Origin of the sequence: Corynebacterium frankenforstense (assembly GCF_030211955.1) — a bacterium.
Taxonomy (GTDB): domain Bacteria; phylum Actinomycetota; class Actinomycetes; order Mycobacteriales; family Mycobacteriaceae; genus Corynebacterium; species Corynebacterium frankenforstense_A.
The window spans coordinates 24,359-39,028 of the sequence record NZ_JASODI010000008.1; the positions used below are offsets into that span (position 1 = coordinate 24,359).

14 protein-coding genes and 3 tRNA genes are annotated in these 14,670 nt (G+C 71.0%); 7 read left to right on the plus strand and 10 right to left on the minus strand.

Features of this window, described 5'->3' with window-relative positions; genetic code table 11:
- Nucleotides 1-55: 55 nt before the first annotated feature.
- From QP119_RS05435 to QP119_RS05455, 5 genes are all read right to left on the minus strand, one after another.
- On the minus strand, nucleotides 56-1,762 hold the full coding sequence (locus QP119_RS05435; protein ID WP_284774267.1) for a phospho-sugar mutase: 1,707 nt from the start codon (nucleotides 1,760-1,762) through the stop codon (nucleotides 56-58).
- 2 nt (nucleotides 1,763-1,764) lie between these two features.
- The gene (deoC, locus tag QP119_RS05440; protein ID WP_284774270.1) at nucleotides 1,765-2,427 is read right to left on the minus strand and encodes a deoxyribose-phosphate aldolase; all 663 of its coding nucleotides are present in this window, start codon (nucleotides 2,425-2,427) and stop codon (nucleotides 1,765-1,767) included.
- Nucleotides 2,428-2,491: 64 nt separating this feature from the next.
- The gene (locus QP119_RS05445; protein WP_284774272.1) at nucleotides 2,492-3,841 is read right to left on the minus strand and encodes an MFS transporter; all 1,350 of its coding nucleotides are present in this window, start codon (nucleotides 3,839-3,841) and stop codon (nucleotides 2,492-2,494) included.
- Nucleotides 3,842-3,845: 4 nt separating this feature from the next.
- On the minus strand, nucleotides 3,846-4,559 hold the full coding sequence (gene deoD / locus QP119_RS05450; RefSeq protein ID WP_284774275.1) for a purine-nucleoside phosphorylase: 714 nt from the start codon (nucleotides 4,557-4,559) through the stop codon (nucleotides 3,846-3,848).
- 348 nt (nucleotides 4,560-4,907) lie between these two features.
- Nucleotides 4,908-5,849: a sugar-binding transcriptional regulator gene (locus QP119_RS05455; RefSeq protein WP_284774277.1), complete on the minus strand. Its 942-nt coding sequence runs from the start codon at nucleotides 5,847-5,849 to the stop codon at nucleotides 4,908-4,910.
- A gap of 291 nt (nucleotides 5,850-6,140) precedes the next feature.
- On the opposite strand from QP119_RS05455, the gene QP119_RS05460 reads away from it, so the two are divergent.
- The 7 genes from QP119_RS05460 to rplA all read left to right on the plus strand — a co-directional run bounded on the left by QP119_RS05460 (nucleotide 6,141) and on the right by rplA (nucleotide 9,603).
- Nucleotides 6,141-6,213, plus strand: a tRNA-Thr gene (locus QP119_RS05460).
- A gap of 58 nt (nucleotides 6,214-6,271) precedes the next feature.
- Nucleotides 6,272-6,343: transfer RNA gene (locus QP119_RS05465), tRNA-Met, on the plus strand.
- A gap of 173 nt (nucleotides 6,344-6,516) precedes the next feature.
- A tRNA-Trp gene (locus tag QP119_RS05470) sits at nucleotides 6,517-6,592 on the plus strand.
- A 109-nt stretch (nucleotides 6,593-6,701) separates the two neighbouring features.
- Nucleotides 6,702-7,031, plus strand: coding sequence for a preprotein translocase subunit SecE (gene secE, locus QP119_RS05475; RefSeq protein WP_284774278.1), 330 nt, complete (start codon nucleotides 6,702-6,704; stop codon nucleotides 7,029-7,031).
- Nucleotides 7,032-7,219: 188 nt separating this feature from the next.
- Entirely contained in the window at nucleotides 7,220-8,131 is a 912-nt protein-coding gene (gene nusG, locus QP119_RS05480) for a transcription termination/antitermination protein NusG (RefSeq protein ID WP_423777763.1), read from the plus strand.
- A 265-nt stretch (nucleotides 8,132-8,396) separates the two neighbouring features.
- A complete protein-coding gene (gene rplK / locus QP119_RS05485) occupies nucleotides 8,397-8,822 on the plus strand; it encodes a 50S ribosomal protein L11 (RefSeq protein ID WP_284774282.1) in 426 nt (141 codons plus the stop codon).
- Nucleotides 8,823-8,892: 70 nt separating this feature from the next.
- Nucleotides 8,893-9,603 (plus strand): 50S ribosomal protein L1, encoded by a 711-nt coding sequence (rplA, locus tag QP119_RS05490; protein WP_284774283.1) that lies wholly within the window; start codon nucleotides 8,893-8,895, stop codon nucleotides 9,601-9,603.
- Nucleotides 9,604-9,818: 215 nt separating this feature from the next.
- Here rplA and QP119_RS05495 read toward each other — a convergent pair whose 3' ends face one another.
- The 5 genes from QP119_RS05495 to QP119_RS05515 all read right to left on the minus strand — a co-directional run bounded on the left by QP119_RS05495 (nucleotide 9,819) and on the right by QP119_RS05515 (nucleotide 14,666).
- Nucleotides 9,819-10,832, minus strand: a complete 1,014-nt coding sequence (locus QP119_RS05495) for an Ldh family oxidoreductase (protein ID WP_284774284.1) — start codon at nucleotides 10,830-10,832, stop codon at nucleotides 9,819-9,821.
- 120 nt (nucleotides 10,833-10,952) lie between these two features.
- The gene (locus QP119_RS05500) at nucleotides 10,953-11,864 is read right to left on the minus strand and encodes a metal ABC transporter permease (RefSeq protein WP_284774286.1); all 912 of its coding nucleotides are present in this window, start codon (nucleotides 11,862-11,864) and stop codon (nucleotides 10,953-10,955) included.
- Nucleotides 11,861-12,805, minus strand: a complete 945-nt coding sequence (locus QP119_RS05505) for a metal ABC transporter permease (protein WP_284774288.1) — start codon at nucleotides 12,803-12,805, stop codon at nucleotides 11,861-11,863. The genes QP119_RS05500 and QP119_RS05505 overlap by 4 nt, the downstream gene beginning before the upstream one ends.
- Entirely contained in the window at nucleotides 12,802-13,521 is a 720-nt protein-coding gene (locus QP119_RS05510) for a metal ABC transporter ATP-binding protein (RefSeq protein WP_423777764.1), read from the minus strand. Before QP119_RS05510 ends, QP119_RS05505 begins: the two co-directional genes overlap by 4 nt.
- Before the next feature lie 155 nt (nucleotides 13,522-13,676).
- On the minus strand, nucleotides 13,677-14,666 hold the full coding sequence (locus QP119_RS05515; protein WP_284774292.1) for a metal ABC transporter substrate-binding protein: 990 nt from the start codon (nucleotides 14,664-14,666) through the stop codon (nucleotides 13,677-13,679).
- Nucleotides 14,667-14,670 lie beyond the last annotated feature (4 nt).

Genomic DNA, 14,670 nt, shown 5'->3' on the forward strand with positions numbered 1-14,670 from the left:
GCGGAGCCGGGGGCCGCAGGCGGCCACGAGCCGGCGCCTGCGCGGCCCGGGCTCGTCAGAGGCCGAAGTAGGCGCGCAGGCCCTCCGAGATCGGCGCCAGGCGCTCCGGGTCGGGCGACTCGAGGTAGCACTTCAGTTTCGGCTCCGTGCCCGAGGGGCGGACCACGACGCGGTCGTCGGCCTCGGTGAAGAAGATGAAGCCCTGCGAGAACTCCTTCGTCTCCGCGACCGGGGAGCCGGCGAACTGCGTCGGCGGCTCGGTGGCGACCTTCTCCATCGCCTTGCCGATCAGCGAGGTGTCCGCCACGCGGAAGGTCAGCGGGCGGGTGGTCAGCGGGCCGACCATCGCGTGGATCTCCGCGAGCCGGTCCACCAGCGTCTTGCCCTCGGCCTTCAGCTCCGCGGCCAGGCTGGCCAGCACCACCGAGGTAGAGATGCCGTCCTTGTCGTGCACGGCGTCCGGGTCCGGGCAGAAGCCGATGGCCTCCTCGTAGCCGAAGACCAGTCCCGGCACCCGCGAGATCCACTTGAAGCCCGTCAGGGTCTCCTCGTGGCCGTAGCCGTAGTGCTCCGCGATGCGCCCGAGTAGGCGCGAGGAGACGATCGAGTTGGCGAAGGTGCCCTTCGCGTCCGCGGCGTCGTTCTCGGCGCCGGCCGCGGCGCGGCGAGCGAGGTAGTCGCCCAGCAGGGCGCCGGTCTCGTCACCGGTCAGCTGGCGCCAGCCGGAGTCGCCGGGCACAGCGACGGCGCAGCGGTCGGCGTCCGGGTCGTAGGCGATGAGCACGTCCGCGCCGATCTTCTCCGCGTGGGTCTTGCCCAGGTCCAGCGCACCGGGCTCCTCCGGGTTGGGGAACTCCACGGTGGGGAAGTCCGGGTCCGGCTCGGCCTGCTCGGGCACCAGCGAGACGGTGAACCCGGCGCGGTTGAGCAGCTCCTCGCCGATGGCCGCGCCCACGCCGTGCATGGCGGTCAGCGCGATCGTCAGGTCGGTGACCGGGCCGGTCAGCTGGAGTGCGCGGCCGATGTACTCGGCGCGGGTGTCCACGTCACGGATCTCACCGGCGGCGTTGGCGCGGGTGGTCTCACCGGCGGCGTGCGCGGAGTGGTCACCGTCCGCGGAACGGCCGTCGGAGGCGGCGGCGAGGATCTCGTCGGCCGCGGGGGCGGCCGCGATCTCCCCGGCGATCTCCTTGTCAGCCAGCGAGATCAGCTGCGAGCCCTGGCCGTCGCCGGTGACCACGCGCCCGCCCAGGTAGACCTTGTAGCCGTTGTCGGCCGGCGGGTTGTGCGAGGCGGTGACCATCACGCCGGCGTCGGCACCTGCGTGGCGCACCGTGAACGCGGTCAGCGGCGTCGGGTTCTCCGCCGGCAGCACCAGCGCCGTGCCGCCGCCCGCCGCCACGACCTTCGCGACGTCCTTCTGGAACTGCGCCGAGCCGTGGCGGGCGTCGCAGCCGACGACCACGACCGGGTCCGCGACCGTGCGGCGCAGCCAGCGCATGAGACCGTAGGTGGTGCGGATGACCACGGCGCGGTTCATCCGGGACTCCCCGGCGCCGACCGCGGCGCGCAGCCCGGCGGTGCCGAAGGCCAGCGGCCCGGCGAAGGCCGCCGCCAGCGCCTCGGTGTCACCGGAGTCGATCCAGCCGCGCACCTCGGCGGCGGTGGCCGGGTCCGGGTCGTGCTCGGCCCACCGGCGGGCGTGCGCGAGGAGCGCCTCGTCGCCCGCGGCCGGCGTCGTCAGTTCAGAATCGGTGCCCACGGCTACTTCGCCTCGTTCTCGATGTCGGCCAGCACCTTCGCCGAGGAGGACAGGCCCAGCCGGGTCGCGCCCGCCTCGATCATCGCCAGCGCGTCGGCGCCGGTGCGGATCCCGCCGGAGGCCTTCACACCCAGGCGCCCGCCCACGGTGTCGGCCATCAGCTTCACCGCGTGCACGCTCGCGCCGCCGGCGGGGTGGAAACCGGTGGAGGTCTTCACGAAGTCGGCGCCCGCCGCCTCGGCGGCGCGGCAGGCGGTGACCACCGCGGCGTCGTCAAGCACTGCAGTCTCAAGGATCACCTTGAGCACGACGCCGGGGATCGCCTCGCGCACGGTGCGGATCTCGGACTCGAGCTCGTCGAAGCGGCCGGTCAGCGCGAAGGCGATGTTGATGACCATGTCGACCTCCTCTGCGCCGTCCTCGACGGCACGGGCGGCCTCGGCGGCCTTGATCTCGGCCTTGACGGCGCCGGAGGGGAATCCGACGACGGTGGCGACGTGGACGCCCTCGGGGGTCTCGACGGGCAGCTGCGACGGGGAGACGCACACGGAGTAGGTGCCCAGCTTCGCAGCCTCGGCGATCAGCTCGGTGACGTCGTCCGGGGTGGACTCCGGCTTGAGCAGGGTGTGGTCGATCATGTCCGCGACGGTCTTGGGGTCAGTCATTTTCTCTCCTTGGAGGTGGTGTTGTTCGGGCTCGGGGCGGGGTTCAGGCGACGCGGGCGGGGGCCTACTCCCTGCGGGCCATGGCCAGGTCGGCGACCACGTAGATCGCGCTGCCGGCGGCGGCGACGGCCGCGAGGACCCACAGGATCACCGAATAGTTGTCCGTGATGTCGTTGAGCTTGGCGGAGTAGGCGATGCCCAGCGGGACCGCGATGTTGATCGTCAGGTTGTAGAAGCCGATGGCGATGCCGGACTTCTGCGCCGGGATGTTGCTCAGGGCCGTGTTGACCAGCGGCGCGTAGAAGAGCGCGAAGCCGGAGGCGAAGGCGATGATCGCGACGATGAGCACCGCGACGTGCAGGTTCATGAACAGGGCGCACAGGACCAGGGCGCCGACGATCATGCCGAAGGCGATGTAGATGGTCGTCCGGCTCGTCAGCACCTTGCCGATGCGGCCCGAGAAGACGCCGACGAGGATCGCGCAGATGTAGCCGGGCACCATCAGCAGGCTGGCGCGGTCGATGGACATGCCGTGCAGGTCCTGCGCGGCGTACGGCAGCAGGAAGATGAAGCCGAGCTGCGTGGAGTAGACCAGGAAGACCATCACCAGGGTCCAGACGTAGCGGCCGTTGCTGAAGAACTCCGGCTTGACCACGGGGTGCTGGGCGCGCTGGATGTGCCAGGCGAAGCCGGCGACACCCAGGACGGCCGGGATGAGCCACAGGAAGTTGAACGCCTGCATGAACATCGTCAGCGAGGTGGCGAACACGGCGATGAGCACGAGCCCCACGGCGTCGAGGTGGCCCTCGACGGCCTCGTCCTCGGGGACCATTTTGTAGATGGCCGGGACGGCGAGGATGAGGATCAGCGGGATGAGGAACATCGCGGTCCACGAGATGTGCGTGGACACGAACCCACTGGTCAGCGCGCCGATGAGGAGGCCGGCCTGGAAGGCGGCGGTGGAGAAGCCCAGGTAGGTCTTCTGGTCCGCCTCGCTGAGGTGCTTGGTCACGTAGATGACGTAGAGGGTCTCGGCGGCGGCCAGGCCCGTGGTCTGGACCAGGCGGCCGGTGAGCACCATCGCCCAGGAGCCGGAGAAGATCCAGCCGATCGCGGAGCCGACCACGATCAGGCCGACACCGGCGAGCATCAGCTTGCGGATCGAGATCGAGTCGGCGAGCGCGGCGTAGACCACCGCGCCGATGCCGATGATCACGCCGGCCAGGGAGGCCTGCAGGGAGGCGGTGTTGTCGTCGATGCCCAGGCCCTCGGCGATCGGCATCGTCATCGTCTTGAAGGCGTTGTCGATGACGAGGCAGAAGACGAAGGTGAACAGGAGGATCGGGACGGCGCGCTTCGGGTTGAGCGCGGCGGCGTTCTTCTCGCCCTGCTTGGCGGTCTGTGTCTTGTTCACGGCCCTAGACCTCCGCCAGCGGGAGCGCGAGCTCCATCATCTGGGTGAACGCGGTCTGGCGCTCCTCCGCGGTGGTGGCGCCGCCGGTGACCAGGTTGTCGGAGACGGTGAACACGCCGAGCGCGTCGACGCCGGCCTCGGCGGCGATGGCGTAGAGCGCGGCGGACTCCATCTCGACGCCGAGCACGCCCATGTGCGCCCACCGGGAGTTGACGGTCTCGTCGAAGTTGTAGAAGACGTCGGAGCTGAGGATGTTGCCCACGTGCAGGGGCACCTCGCGCTCCTCGGCGAGGTCGGTGACTGCCTTGAGCAGCTTCCAGGAGGCGGTGGGGGCGTAGGTGCCCGGCAGGTTGTACTGCTTCAGGAAGTTCGAGTCGGTCGAGGCCGACGAGGCGACGATGACGTCGTAGAGGTCGATGTCCTCCTGCATGGCGCCGATGGAGCCGACGCGGATGACCTTGCGGACGCCGAAGCGGTGGATCAGCTCCCAGGAGTAGATGCCGATCGAGGGGATCCCCATGCCGGAACCCATCACGGAGACCGGCGTTCCGTTGTACGTTCCGGTGTAGCCGAGCATGTTGCGCACGGCGTTGAACTGACGCGGGTTGTCCAGGTAGGTCTCGGCGATGAACTTCGCCCGCAGCGGGTCGCCGGGCAGCAGGACCGTCTCGGCGATCTCGACGCCCTGCGGGTTGATGTGGGGGGTGCTGGTGGTCATTGTCTGACCCTCCTGTCTGGCGGTGGCGGTGTTGCCGGGTCCCAGCGTAAGCCCCCGTGCGAACAGATGTCAACGAGCAAATTTGCAAATGTTCGGCCTTTTGGTGTGAGATTATGCACTCCCGGTGGTGGGTTTCGGGCCGTCGGCGGTTCCTGGTGCGCCGAACGGCGTCAGGCGGGGTCCGGGTGAAGGGCGCCGCGCGCCGGGGAAGTGTGCGCGCCGGAGAAGTGCGGGCGGCGGGGAAGTGCGTGCGCCGCGGAAGTGTGGGCGGCGGTGGCGTCGAAAGGCTCGTGGCCGGTGGGTCCGGTGGCGGCTAGGTTCAGCGGGACGGTGCCGCGGCCGCGCGCCTCAGTCGCCGGGCTCGTCGAGGATGCGCGAGGCCGTGTCGTGGTCGATGACCAGGTGCGTGGCCAGGCCCATGTCCAGCGCGGTGCGGATCGCCGCCGCCTTGCGCGCGCCGCCGGCGACGAGCACGCGGGTGGGCCGCTTCGCCAGGTCGGAGAGCGTGATGCCCACGGTGCGGGCGTCGACCTCGGGGGCGGCCGGCGAGCCGTCGGCGGTGAAGAACCGCGAGCAGACGTCGCCGACGGCGTGCGCGGACAGCTCCGCGGTCTCCTCCTCGGACAGGTAGCCGAGGTTGAGTACCAGCGACTCCGGGTCCGCCGAGCCCGCGGTGAACACAGCGACGTCGACGTTCGCGCCCAGCTCGAGCATGTGGGCGATGTGCCGGTCGCGCACGACCCACTCCTTGGCCTCGACCGAGTCGAAGATGACCGGCAGCGGCAGCATGAACGTCTCGGCCCGGAAGGCGCGCGCGAAGCCGGCGAGGGTCGCCATGTCCTTCGTCGAGCGCTCCGAGTGCGAGTGGCCGCCCTTGAGCTGGACCACCTTGACCCCGACGCGGTTCTGTGGGCGCAGGTGCTCGGCGACGGCCGCCATCGTCGTCCCCCACGAGACGCCCAGCGTCGTGTCGTCGGTGACGAGCTTCTCGATGAGCCCCGCCCCGGCCCCGCCGAGCTCGTTGAGCAGCGGCGCCCCGGCCGGCGGGCGCACCACGCGGGCGTCGACGAGCCCGAAGCGCTCGCGCAGCCGCTGGACCAGCTCGTCGCCGCGCTCGCGCGGGTCGTGCAGCGTGATGGTGACGAAGCCGCGCTCGTGGGCCCGGCTGAGCAGCTTGGACACGGTGGGTCGCGAGACGCCGAGGCGCTCCGCCACCTGCGCCTGGCTCAGGCCGCCGGCGTAGTACAGCTTCGCCGCGTCGACCGCCTGTGCGTCCCGCTCGTTCAACATGCGTCCATTGTCCCACCCACGGGCCCCGCGGCCCGCATCGGCGCCCGAGTCGCACCCGTGCGCGTGGCCCGCAAGGGGCTGCACGGCGCCAGCACGGCGCCCGCGCCCGCAGGGCGCGCCCCACGCACTGCGGCGCACGGAACCGCTCGCGGCGTGCGACGGGGCGTCGGCAATCGACGGTTCAGGAGGCGTCAAAATGTCGGTTGAGGTGCTGATTTGTGTATCTTGCGCGCCGCGGGTTAACCTGGTCCAGGCTTCAACGCAGCGGCCAAGGCCGAAGCACGAAGCCGTGCCCCCTTAGCTCAGTCGGCAGAGCGTTTCCATGGTAAGGAAAAGGTCGACAGTTCGATTCTGTCAGGGGGCTCTGTTGCTTGTCTCCCGTTCGAACAACGCGTGAGTGCGGGAACGGGCAGCGCCGTCGCGGCGGTGTAGCTCAGTGGTAGAGCAAGCGACTCATAATCGCTGTGTCGCGGGTTCAATTCCCGCCATCGCTACGAGATGAACGGGTCGGCCGGGAAGTTCCGGTCGGCCCGTTTCGCCGTTTTCGCTCGCCGACGCCGCGCCGCCCGACGTGGGCGCCTATGTGCGGGTCGGGGGCCGGTTAGGTTCGTGCCGGGCGGTTCTGCTAGTGTGTTGCAGGTCGCCGCGTGGCGACGGCACACGCCATAGGGGCGTGGCGCAATTGGTAGCGCAACGGTCTCCAAAACCGTAGGTTGCAGGTTCGAGTCCTGTCGCCCCTGCCAGGTGAGACGGCGCCGACCGTGAGGCCCATAAGTTGGCCCGCGGCCGGCGCCGTCGCCTTTGTTATAGTTGGTTGGATCCGTCCACCGAGTCCTGTCCAGGAGGAGAGCCTTGAGCGAGGACCGCGAGAACCAGAAGCCGGCTCAGCCGGCGCGCCCCACCGGCAAGCGTCAGCTGACCGGCGCCGGCCCCGTCACCGGCGACTCCTACGTGGCCAAGCGCGCCGAGCCGAGCCCGGAGCAGGACGGCCCCGGCGGCGGCGTGGCCAGCTACCTGCCCGAGGTCGTCACCGAGATGCGCAAGGTCATCTGGCCGACCGCGCAGCAGATGATCACCTACACGCTGGTCGTCTTCGCCTTCCTGATCGTGCTGACCGTGCTGGTCGCGGGCGTGGACTTCCTCGCCGGTGCCGGAGTTGAGTGGGCGCTGACCTCGAAGTAGGATCGAGCCCGTCAACTTCTCCCGCCGCCCCCGCTAACCTGGGGGAGGGCGGGATAAATTTTTGTACCCCCACCCCTGATCCGCAGCGAAGAAAGTGGTTCCACATGAGCGACTCTGATTCCGTCAACCCCGTCGATCCCACGCAGGAGCCCTCGGCCGACGCCCCGCGCACCGCGATGGAGGAGGCGATGATGGAGGCCGCCACCACCGCGCAGGAGGAGAGCACCCCCGAGGTCGACGCCGCCGCCGAGCAGGCCGAGGCCACCCCGACCGAGGCCGACGCGGCCGCGGGTGCCGCGGGTGCCACCGCCGCGGGCGCCGAGGCTGAGGGCGCCGACGCCGCTGCGGGCGCCGCCGCCGACGCTGCTGCCGCCGGCGAGGGCGACGCCGCCGAGCCGACCCCCTCCGAGGCCGCCGCCGCGGAGCTGGCCGAGGGTGCCGACGAGGAGGAGGACGCCGAGGCCGCCTACCGCAAGCGCCTGCGCCAGTTCACCCGCGAGCTGAAGAAGCAGCCGGGCGACTGGTACATCATCCAGACCTACTCGGGCTACGAGAACAAGGTGAAGACCAACCTGGACATGCGCGCCCAGACCCTCGAGGTCGAGGACTCGCTCTACGAGGTCGTCGTGCCCATCGAGCAGGTCACCGAGCTGCGCGACGGCAAGCGCAAGCAGATCAAGCGCAAGCTGCTGCCCGGCTACGTGCTCGTGCGCATGGACATGAACGACCGCGCCTGGTCCGTCGTCCGCGAGACCCCGGGTGTGACCAGCTTCGTCGGCAACGAGGGCAACGCCACCAAGGTCAAGCACCGCGAGGTGGCCAAGTTCCTCATGCCCAAGGAGACCTCCGAGGGCGAGAAGACCGTCGACAAGGACGGCGAGCAGGTCGTGGCCATGCCGGAGCCGGAGAAGAAGCCGGTCCAGCAGATCGACTTCGAGGTCGGCGAGGCCGTCACCATCCTCACCGGCGCGCTGGCCAGTGTCTCGGCCACCATCTCCGACATCGACTACGAGACCGGCAAGCTGCAGGCCCTCGTCTCCATCTTCGGCCGCGAGACCCCGGTGGAGCTCACCGCGGACCAGGTCGAGAAGATCATGTAGCCGACCTGCCCCACGGCAGCCGCCGCGGTTTGGGGGAGCGCCCCCTCCTGCGGTACTCTGACTGGTCGCGCGTGTCGCCGCCCCGCACGGGGCCGGACCGACGGGCGCGACCAGAACTTTATTCATCTCCCCGGTGGCCGGAACATGCGCCACCCGGACCGGCGCCCGCGGTGCCGGACGGGTACGCGTCACCCCGGCATCCGGACGGGTGGGGTGCGGACCATCGAACCGCGCCCGGCCCGGTAACCAGGAAAGAGGATTTTCGATGGCCAAGAAGGTCACTGGCTTCATCAAGCTGCAGATCGAGGCCGGCGCCGCCAACCCGGCTCCGCCGGTCGGCCCGGCGCTCGGTGCCCACGGTGTCAACATCATGGAGTTCTGCAAGGCGTACAACGCCGCGACCGAGAACCAGCGCGGCAACGTCGTGCCGGTCGAGATCACGGTCTACGAGGACCGCTCCTTCACCTTCAAGCTGAAGACCCCGCCGGCCGCCAAGCTCCTGCTCAAGGCCGCCGGCCTGCAGAAGGGCTCGGGCGTCCCGCACACCCAGAAGGTCGGCTCCGTGACCATGGAGCAGGTCAAGGAGATCGCGACCCAGAAGAAGCCGGATCTCAACGCCAACGACATCGACGCCGCCGCGAAGATCATCGCCGGCACCGCCCGCTCCATGGGCATCACCGTCCAGGAGTAAGCACACCCACGTGGCAGGGCCTGCTCAGGGCCCACATTCGACCACACGATCCGAAAGAGGATTTTCAACCATGAGCAAGCGTTCCAAGGCCTACCAGGCCGCGGCCGAGAAGGTCGACCGCAACCGTTTCTACCACCCGCTCGAGGCCGCCAAGCTGGTCAAGGAGACCGCCACCGGCAAGTTCGACGCCACCGTCGACGTCGCCGTGCGCCTGGGCGTGGACCCGCGCAAGGCCGACCAGCTGGTCCGCGGCACCGTCTCCCTGCCGAACGGCACCGGTAAGACCGTCCGCGTCGTCGTCTTCGCCGAGGGCCCCAACGCCACCGCCGCCGAGGAGGCCGGTGCCGACGTCGTGGGCACCGACGAGCTGCTCGAGCGCATCCAGGGCGGCTGGACCGACTTCGACGCCGCGATCGCCACCCCGGACCAGATGGCCCGCGTCGGCCGCGTGGCCCGCGTCCTGGGCCCCCGTGGCCTGATGCCGAACCCGAAGTCCGGCACCGTGACCACCGACGTGGCCAAGGCCGTCAAGGAGATCAAGGGAGGCAAGATCACCTTCCGCGTCGACAAGGCCTCGAACCTGCACGCCATCATCGGCAAGGCCTCCTTCACCCCGGAGCAGCTGGCCGAGAACTACGGCGCGCTGATCGACGAGCTCAACCGCCTGAAGCCCTCCGCTTCCAAGGGCATCTACATGAAGAAGATCACGATGTCCGCCACCATGGGCCCGGGTGTCCCGGTCGACACCTCCGTCCAGAAGGACTTCACCGAGCAGGCCTAACGCCTCTCGTGCGGTGAGCTGATCACCGCTCAGCGCCCCCGTCGCCGTTTCCGGCGGCGGGGGCGCTCTCTATTGCTTGACGACGTCCCGCCCCACCCCGCCTGCGCCCGCCCGGCGTCGCGCGTGGGTGCAGGTGGGTGACCTGTTGTGCAACCAGGTCCGTGCCCGCGTGGCGATCCGGGAGGGTGTTCGCCGGCGTGAGGGGACGGAACCGGCTAGTCGCGCCCGGCGGCCTCGAGCAGGCGGGCGTGCAGGGCGTCGTCGATCTCCACCGGGTCGGCCGGGGCGTGCCGGCGCCCGGGCAGGGGACCGGCCAGCTCCTCGAGGCGGGCGACCAGGTCGCGGCTGCGCTCGGCGAAGCTCGCCCGCCCGCCGCGCGCCCCGGCGGCCGCGCAGGAGGCCTCGGCGCCCGTGCCCGACTCGAAGGCCCGCGGGTCGAAGGCGACGACGAAGAAGCCGACGTCCGGGCGCTCACCGGCGCGGAAGGACGGCGCGTCCATCGACCAGTTGCCTCCGGCCATGCCGGAGAGGAACTCGACCATCAGGCCGATGTTGCCCATCTTGTAGCCGGCCGGCAGCAGCGCGCCCTCGACGGCCTCCTGCGCCGAGCGCGTCGGCTCGCCGGAAGCGTCGAGCGCCCAGCCCTCGGGGATCTCCTCGCTGCGGGCGGCGCGCTCCCGGATGGTCATGTAGGCGATCTGGCTGATCGCCTGGTCGATGACCACCGGCCGCGGCTCGGCCGGCACCCCGAAGGCGTGCGGGTTGGTGCCCAGCACCTTGCCCTCGGCCTTCCCCCAGCCGGCCAGCGCGCGGCAGTTGGCCGCCGCGAGGGCGACGAGCCCGCGCTCGGCGAGGTCGTGGGCGTAGACGCCCAGCTCGCCGACGGTGAAGGTGTTGCGCGCGGCGAAGACCGCCACGCCGTGTTCGTGCGCGCAGCGCACGAAGTTGTCCAGCTCGGCGTCGAAGGCGACCGCGGCGGTGTTGCCGCGGGCGTCGGTGAGCGTGATCGCGCCGCGCCGGGTGACCTCGGGCGCGGCGTCGGCGATGAATGAGCCGTTGTCGATGCCGTCGAAGTAGTCGAAGATGTGGCTGACCCCGTGGGAGGTCTTGCCCAGCGCCTCGGCGCGCACGGCGGCGCGCGCGAGGACGGCGGCGGTCGGCTCGTCGGCGCCGCGGGCGCGGGCGGCGGCGCGGCACAGTTCGGTCAGGTCGGCGGCTGAGATCTGCATGCGCCCCACGCTACGTGGCGCGCGCCCCCTCCGCCGCGGATTCCGGGAGGCCGGGGTCACCCGGACGGGGACCCCGGCCCGGCCGGTGTCTCGCCCCAAAGCCGGCGACCGGCCCGGCCGTCAGGCCCGGACGGCCTTCTCCTCCAGGAGCGCCCCCGTGCGCTCCTCGGGCAGCCCCCTGCGGCCCCGCCCGCGGGCGCGGCGGCGGGCGACGACGGCGACGCCGGCGAAGAGCAGGCCGTAGAAGACCGCCATCGACGCCGAGGTCGCCGTACCCAGCCGGTAGGCCACCCCGAAGCCGGCGACCGCGCCGCCGGCGGCGATGAGCACCGTCAGCGCCAGCATCGCCGGCAGGCGGCGGGTGACCAGGTGCGCCGTCGCCGCCGGGACGACGACGAGGGCCACGACCAGGATCGCGCCTGCGGCGTTGAACGCCGCGGTGACCGTCAGCGAGACCAGGAACATGAACGACGCCTGCAGCAGGCCGGCACGCACGCCGATCGTGCGCGCGAACTGCGGGTCGAACGTGGACACGGTGAGCTGGGGCAGGAACGCGACGATGAACGCGGCGTCGACAAGCAGCACCGCCAGCATCACGTAGAGATAGCGCGGGCCCAGGTGCACCCCGCCGACGGTCAGCTGCTCGAAGGCGGCGAGGTTGAGGTCGCCGACGAGGACGGCGTGGGTGTCCAGGTGGACGTTGCCGAAGTTCAGCGTGACCAGGATGACGCCCGCGGAGAACAGCGCCGGGAAGACCAGGCCCTGCGGCGCGTCGCCGGAGAGCAGCCCCGTGCGCGCGAGCCACTCGCTGCCCAGGACCACGATGAGGCCGGCCAGCGCCGCGCCCAGGATGAGCAGCGGGGAGTCTAGGTCGCGGGTGAAGAAGTAGCCGACGACGATGCCGGGGAAGACCGAGTGGCCGATGGCGTCGACGAGCATCGAGTTCTTGCGCAGCACGACGAAGGCGCCGGGCAGCGCGCAGGCCACGGCCGTGACCACCGCGAGAAGGGCGGTTCCGAGGAAGAAGCTCATGCCGCCACCTCCGCGAGCAGTCGACGCCGGGCACGGGCGCGGCCCACCCCGCGGGCGATGAGGCCGCGGTGCGGCGCGCACAGCAGCGACACCAGGAAGAAGGCGAAGAGCACCAGCACGATCAGCGGGCCGGTGGGCACGTCGCCCAGCGCGATGGACAGGTAGCTGCCCACCGCGCTGCCCAGCCCGCCGACCGCGCCGGCGAGGATCACCGTGGTCGACAGCCGGTTGGTCCACTGCCGCGCCGTGGCCGGCGGGGTGACCACGAAGGCCACCATGAGCACCAGCCCGACCGCCTTGACCCCGATGACCGTGGCCACCACGATGCAGGCGAACAGGGCGGTGTCGATCGCGCGGGTGGGTAGTCCGGTGACCTCGGCCTGGGCCGGGTCGAAGGTCCGCAGCGCGAACTCCTTCCAGAGCAGCACCACGACGAGCAGCGCCACCGCGCCAACCGACAGCGAGACGGCCAGGTCCGCGCGCGTGATCACCGAGGCGTTGCCGAACAGGTAGTCCTGGATGCCGCCCTTGCCGGGCAGCGGCGCGTCCGAGATCACCCGCATCAGCAGCATGCCCAGGCCGAAGAACGAGGTCAGGGTGACCGCCATGGCCGAGTCGACGGCGAGCTTGGTGGTGCGCACGATCGTCTCCGTGCAGAAAACCGCCAGCGTGCCGACGACGACCGCGCCCAGGATGAGCAGGGCCATGTTGCGGCCGTCGAGACCCAGACCCACGGCGACCAAGAACGCGATCAGGGTGCCCGGCAGCGCCGAGTGGGACACCACGTCCGAGAGCAGCGACTGGCGGCGCAGGTAGGCGAAGGTGCCCAGGGCGCCGGCGACCACGCCGATGACCGTCGTGCCCACCAGCACCGTGCGGAAGGTGTGGTCGGCGAGGAATTCGGGCGGCGGGGTCAGCCCCGCGGCGAGCGTGACGGTCACAGCACCGCCTCCAGGAACGTCGAGTCCGAGTCGTCGTCGATGCCGTAGGTGGCGCGGATGTTGGCGGCGGTGAAGGACTCCTCCGCCGGGCCCGAGGCGACCACGCCGCGGTTGATCAGGGTGACGTGGTCGCAGTAGCGACGCACCGTGGCCAGGTCGTGGTGGACCATCACGACGGTGCGGCCGGCCGCGCGCAGGCGGTGCAGCACCGCGACGATCGCGTCCTGGCTGCGGGCGTCGACTCCCTGGAACGGCTCGTCCATGAAGTACAGGTCCGGCTCCTGGACCAGCGCGCGGGCCAGGAAGACCCGCTGGCGCTGGCCGCCGGAGAGCTCGCCGATCTGGCGGCCGGCCAGGTCGGTGATACCGGTCAGCTCGAGGGCGTCGTCGGCCGCGGCGCGCTGGCGCCGCCCCGGGCGGCGGAACAGCCCGAGCGCGCCGAAGGTGCCCATCGTGACCACGTCGTGGACGGTGGCGGGGAAGTCCCAGTCCACGCCCGCCGACTGCGGCATGTAGCCGACCCGCAGCCGGTTGTCGCGGAGCCGGCCGCCGAAGAACTCCGCGTGGCCGGCCAGCGGGGTGACCAGGCCGAGCATCGCCTTGATCAGCGTCGACTTTCCCGCACCGTTGGGGCCGACGACCCCCATGACCACGCCCTCGGGGACGTCGAGGTGGACGTCGCGGAGCACCGGCTCCGCGCGGTAGGCCACGGTCAGGCCGACGGCCCGGCAGGCCGGGGTGGCCGTACCGGGCGTGGGCGAGGCCTGCTCGCCGGGCGCGGGCGAGACCTGGTCGGTGGGGGAGGCGGATGTGCCGGAGCGTCCGGCGGCGGTGACGGATGCAGCTGCGTCGTGTGCGCGGGCGTCGTCAATCACCGGGCGGCCCCGAGCTCGTCAGCGACGGCGTCGACGTTGTGGTTGAACGCGCCCAGATAGGTGTCGACGCCCGCGTCGGCGCCCAGGGAGTCCGCGAACAGCTCGCGGTCGGAGACGCGCACGTCCCAGCCGCGGGCGTGGACGGCCTCCTTCAGCGAGGTGATGGCCTGCGGGTTCGCCTGGTTGTCCTGGAAGATGGCCGGGACCTTCTTCTCGGCGATGAGGTCGGCCAGATCGGAGATCTCGGCGGCGGAGAGCTTCGCCTCGGTGGAGACGAAGTCGGTGGCGTGGATGTCCAGGTTGAAGGTGCGGCCGAAGTAGTTGAAGGCGTCGTGGCCGGTGATCAGCACCCGCGGCTCGGGCAGGTCGTCGAGGCGCTCGTGGGCGCGTTGGACGGCGGCGTCGATGTCGGCCTTGTACTTGTCGGCGTTGGCGTGGAACTCGTCGGCGCGGTCCGGGACGGTCTCGGCGAGCTTGTCGGCGACCTCGTCGACGACCAGGCTCCAGGCCTCCGGGCTGTTCCAGACGTGCGGGTCGTGCAGGGCGTTGCCCTCGTCGTCGGTCTCCGGCCAGTCGAGCAGCAGGTCCTTCGGCAGCTGGTCGCCGACGGCGAGCTGCTTGTCACCGAGGGAGGCCAGCTGGTCGTCCATCTGGGCCTCGAGGTGCAGGCCGTTCCAGAAGACGAGGTCGGAGTCGCGCAGCTTCTCGATGTCCTTGGTGGACGGCTGGTAGGTGTGCGGGTCGCCGCCGGGGCCGACCATGGTGGTGATCTCCGCGGTCGGGTCGATCGTGGCCACGGCGTCGGCGAGGTAGCCGGTGGTGGCGTAGACGGACAGGGGAGCGTCGGAGTCCCCGTCGGAGGTGGCGTCGCCGCCGGCGCAGCCGGTCAGCGTGATCGCGGCGGCGCCGAGGACGGCGGCCAGGGCACGCAGGGGGTTGCGGGAGTGGCGGTTGCGGTTGTTCCCGCTGGTGAGTGAGGGAGACACGGTA

Excerpts from the sequence above, each read along its gene's own strand:
- deoC (WP_284774270.1), bottom strand. The coding sequence starts at position 2,427 with ATGACTGACCCCAAGACCGTCGCGGACATGATCGACCACACCCTGCTC.
- deoD (WP_284774275.1), bottom strand. The coding sequence starts at position 4,559 with ATGACCACCAGCACCCCCCACATCAACCCGCAGGGCGTCGAGATCGCC.
- QP119_RS05455 (WP_284774277.1), bottom strand. The coding sequence starts at position 5,849 with ATGTTGAACGAGCGGGACGCACAGGCGGTCGACGCGGCGAAGCTGTAC.
- nusG (WP_423777763.1), top strand. The coding sequence starts at position 7,220 with ATGATGGAGGCCGCCACCACCGCGCAGGAGGAGAGCACCCCCGAGGTC.
- rplK (WP_284774282.1), top strand. The coding sequence starts at position 8,397 with ATGGCCAAGAAGGTCACTGGCTTCATCAAGCTGCAGATCGAGGCCGGC.
- rplA (WP_284774283.1), top strand. The coding sequence starts at position 8,893 with ATGAGCAAGCGTTCCAAGGCCTACCAGGCCGCGGCCGAGAAGGTCGAC.
- QP119_RS05495 (WP_284774284.1), bottom strand. The coding sequence starts at position 10,832 with ATGCAGATCTCAGCCGCCGACCTGACCGAACTGTGCCGCGCCGCCGCC.
- QP119_RS05500 (WP_284774286.1), bottom strand. The coding sequence starts at position 11,864 with ATGAGCTTCTTCCTCGGAACCGCCCTTCTCGCGGTGGTCACGGCCGTG.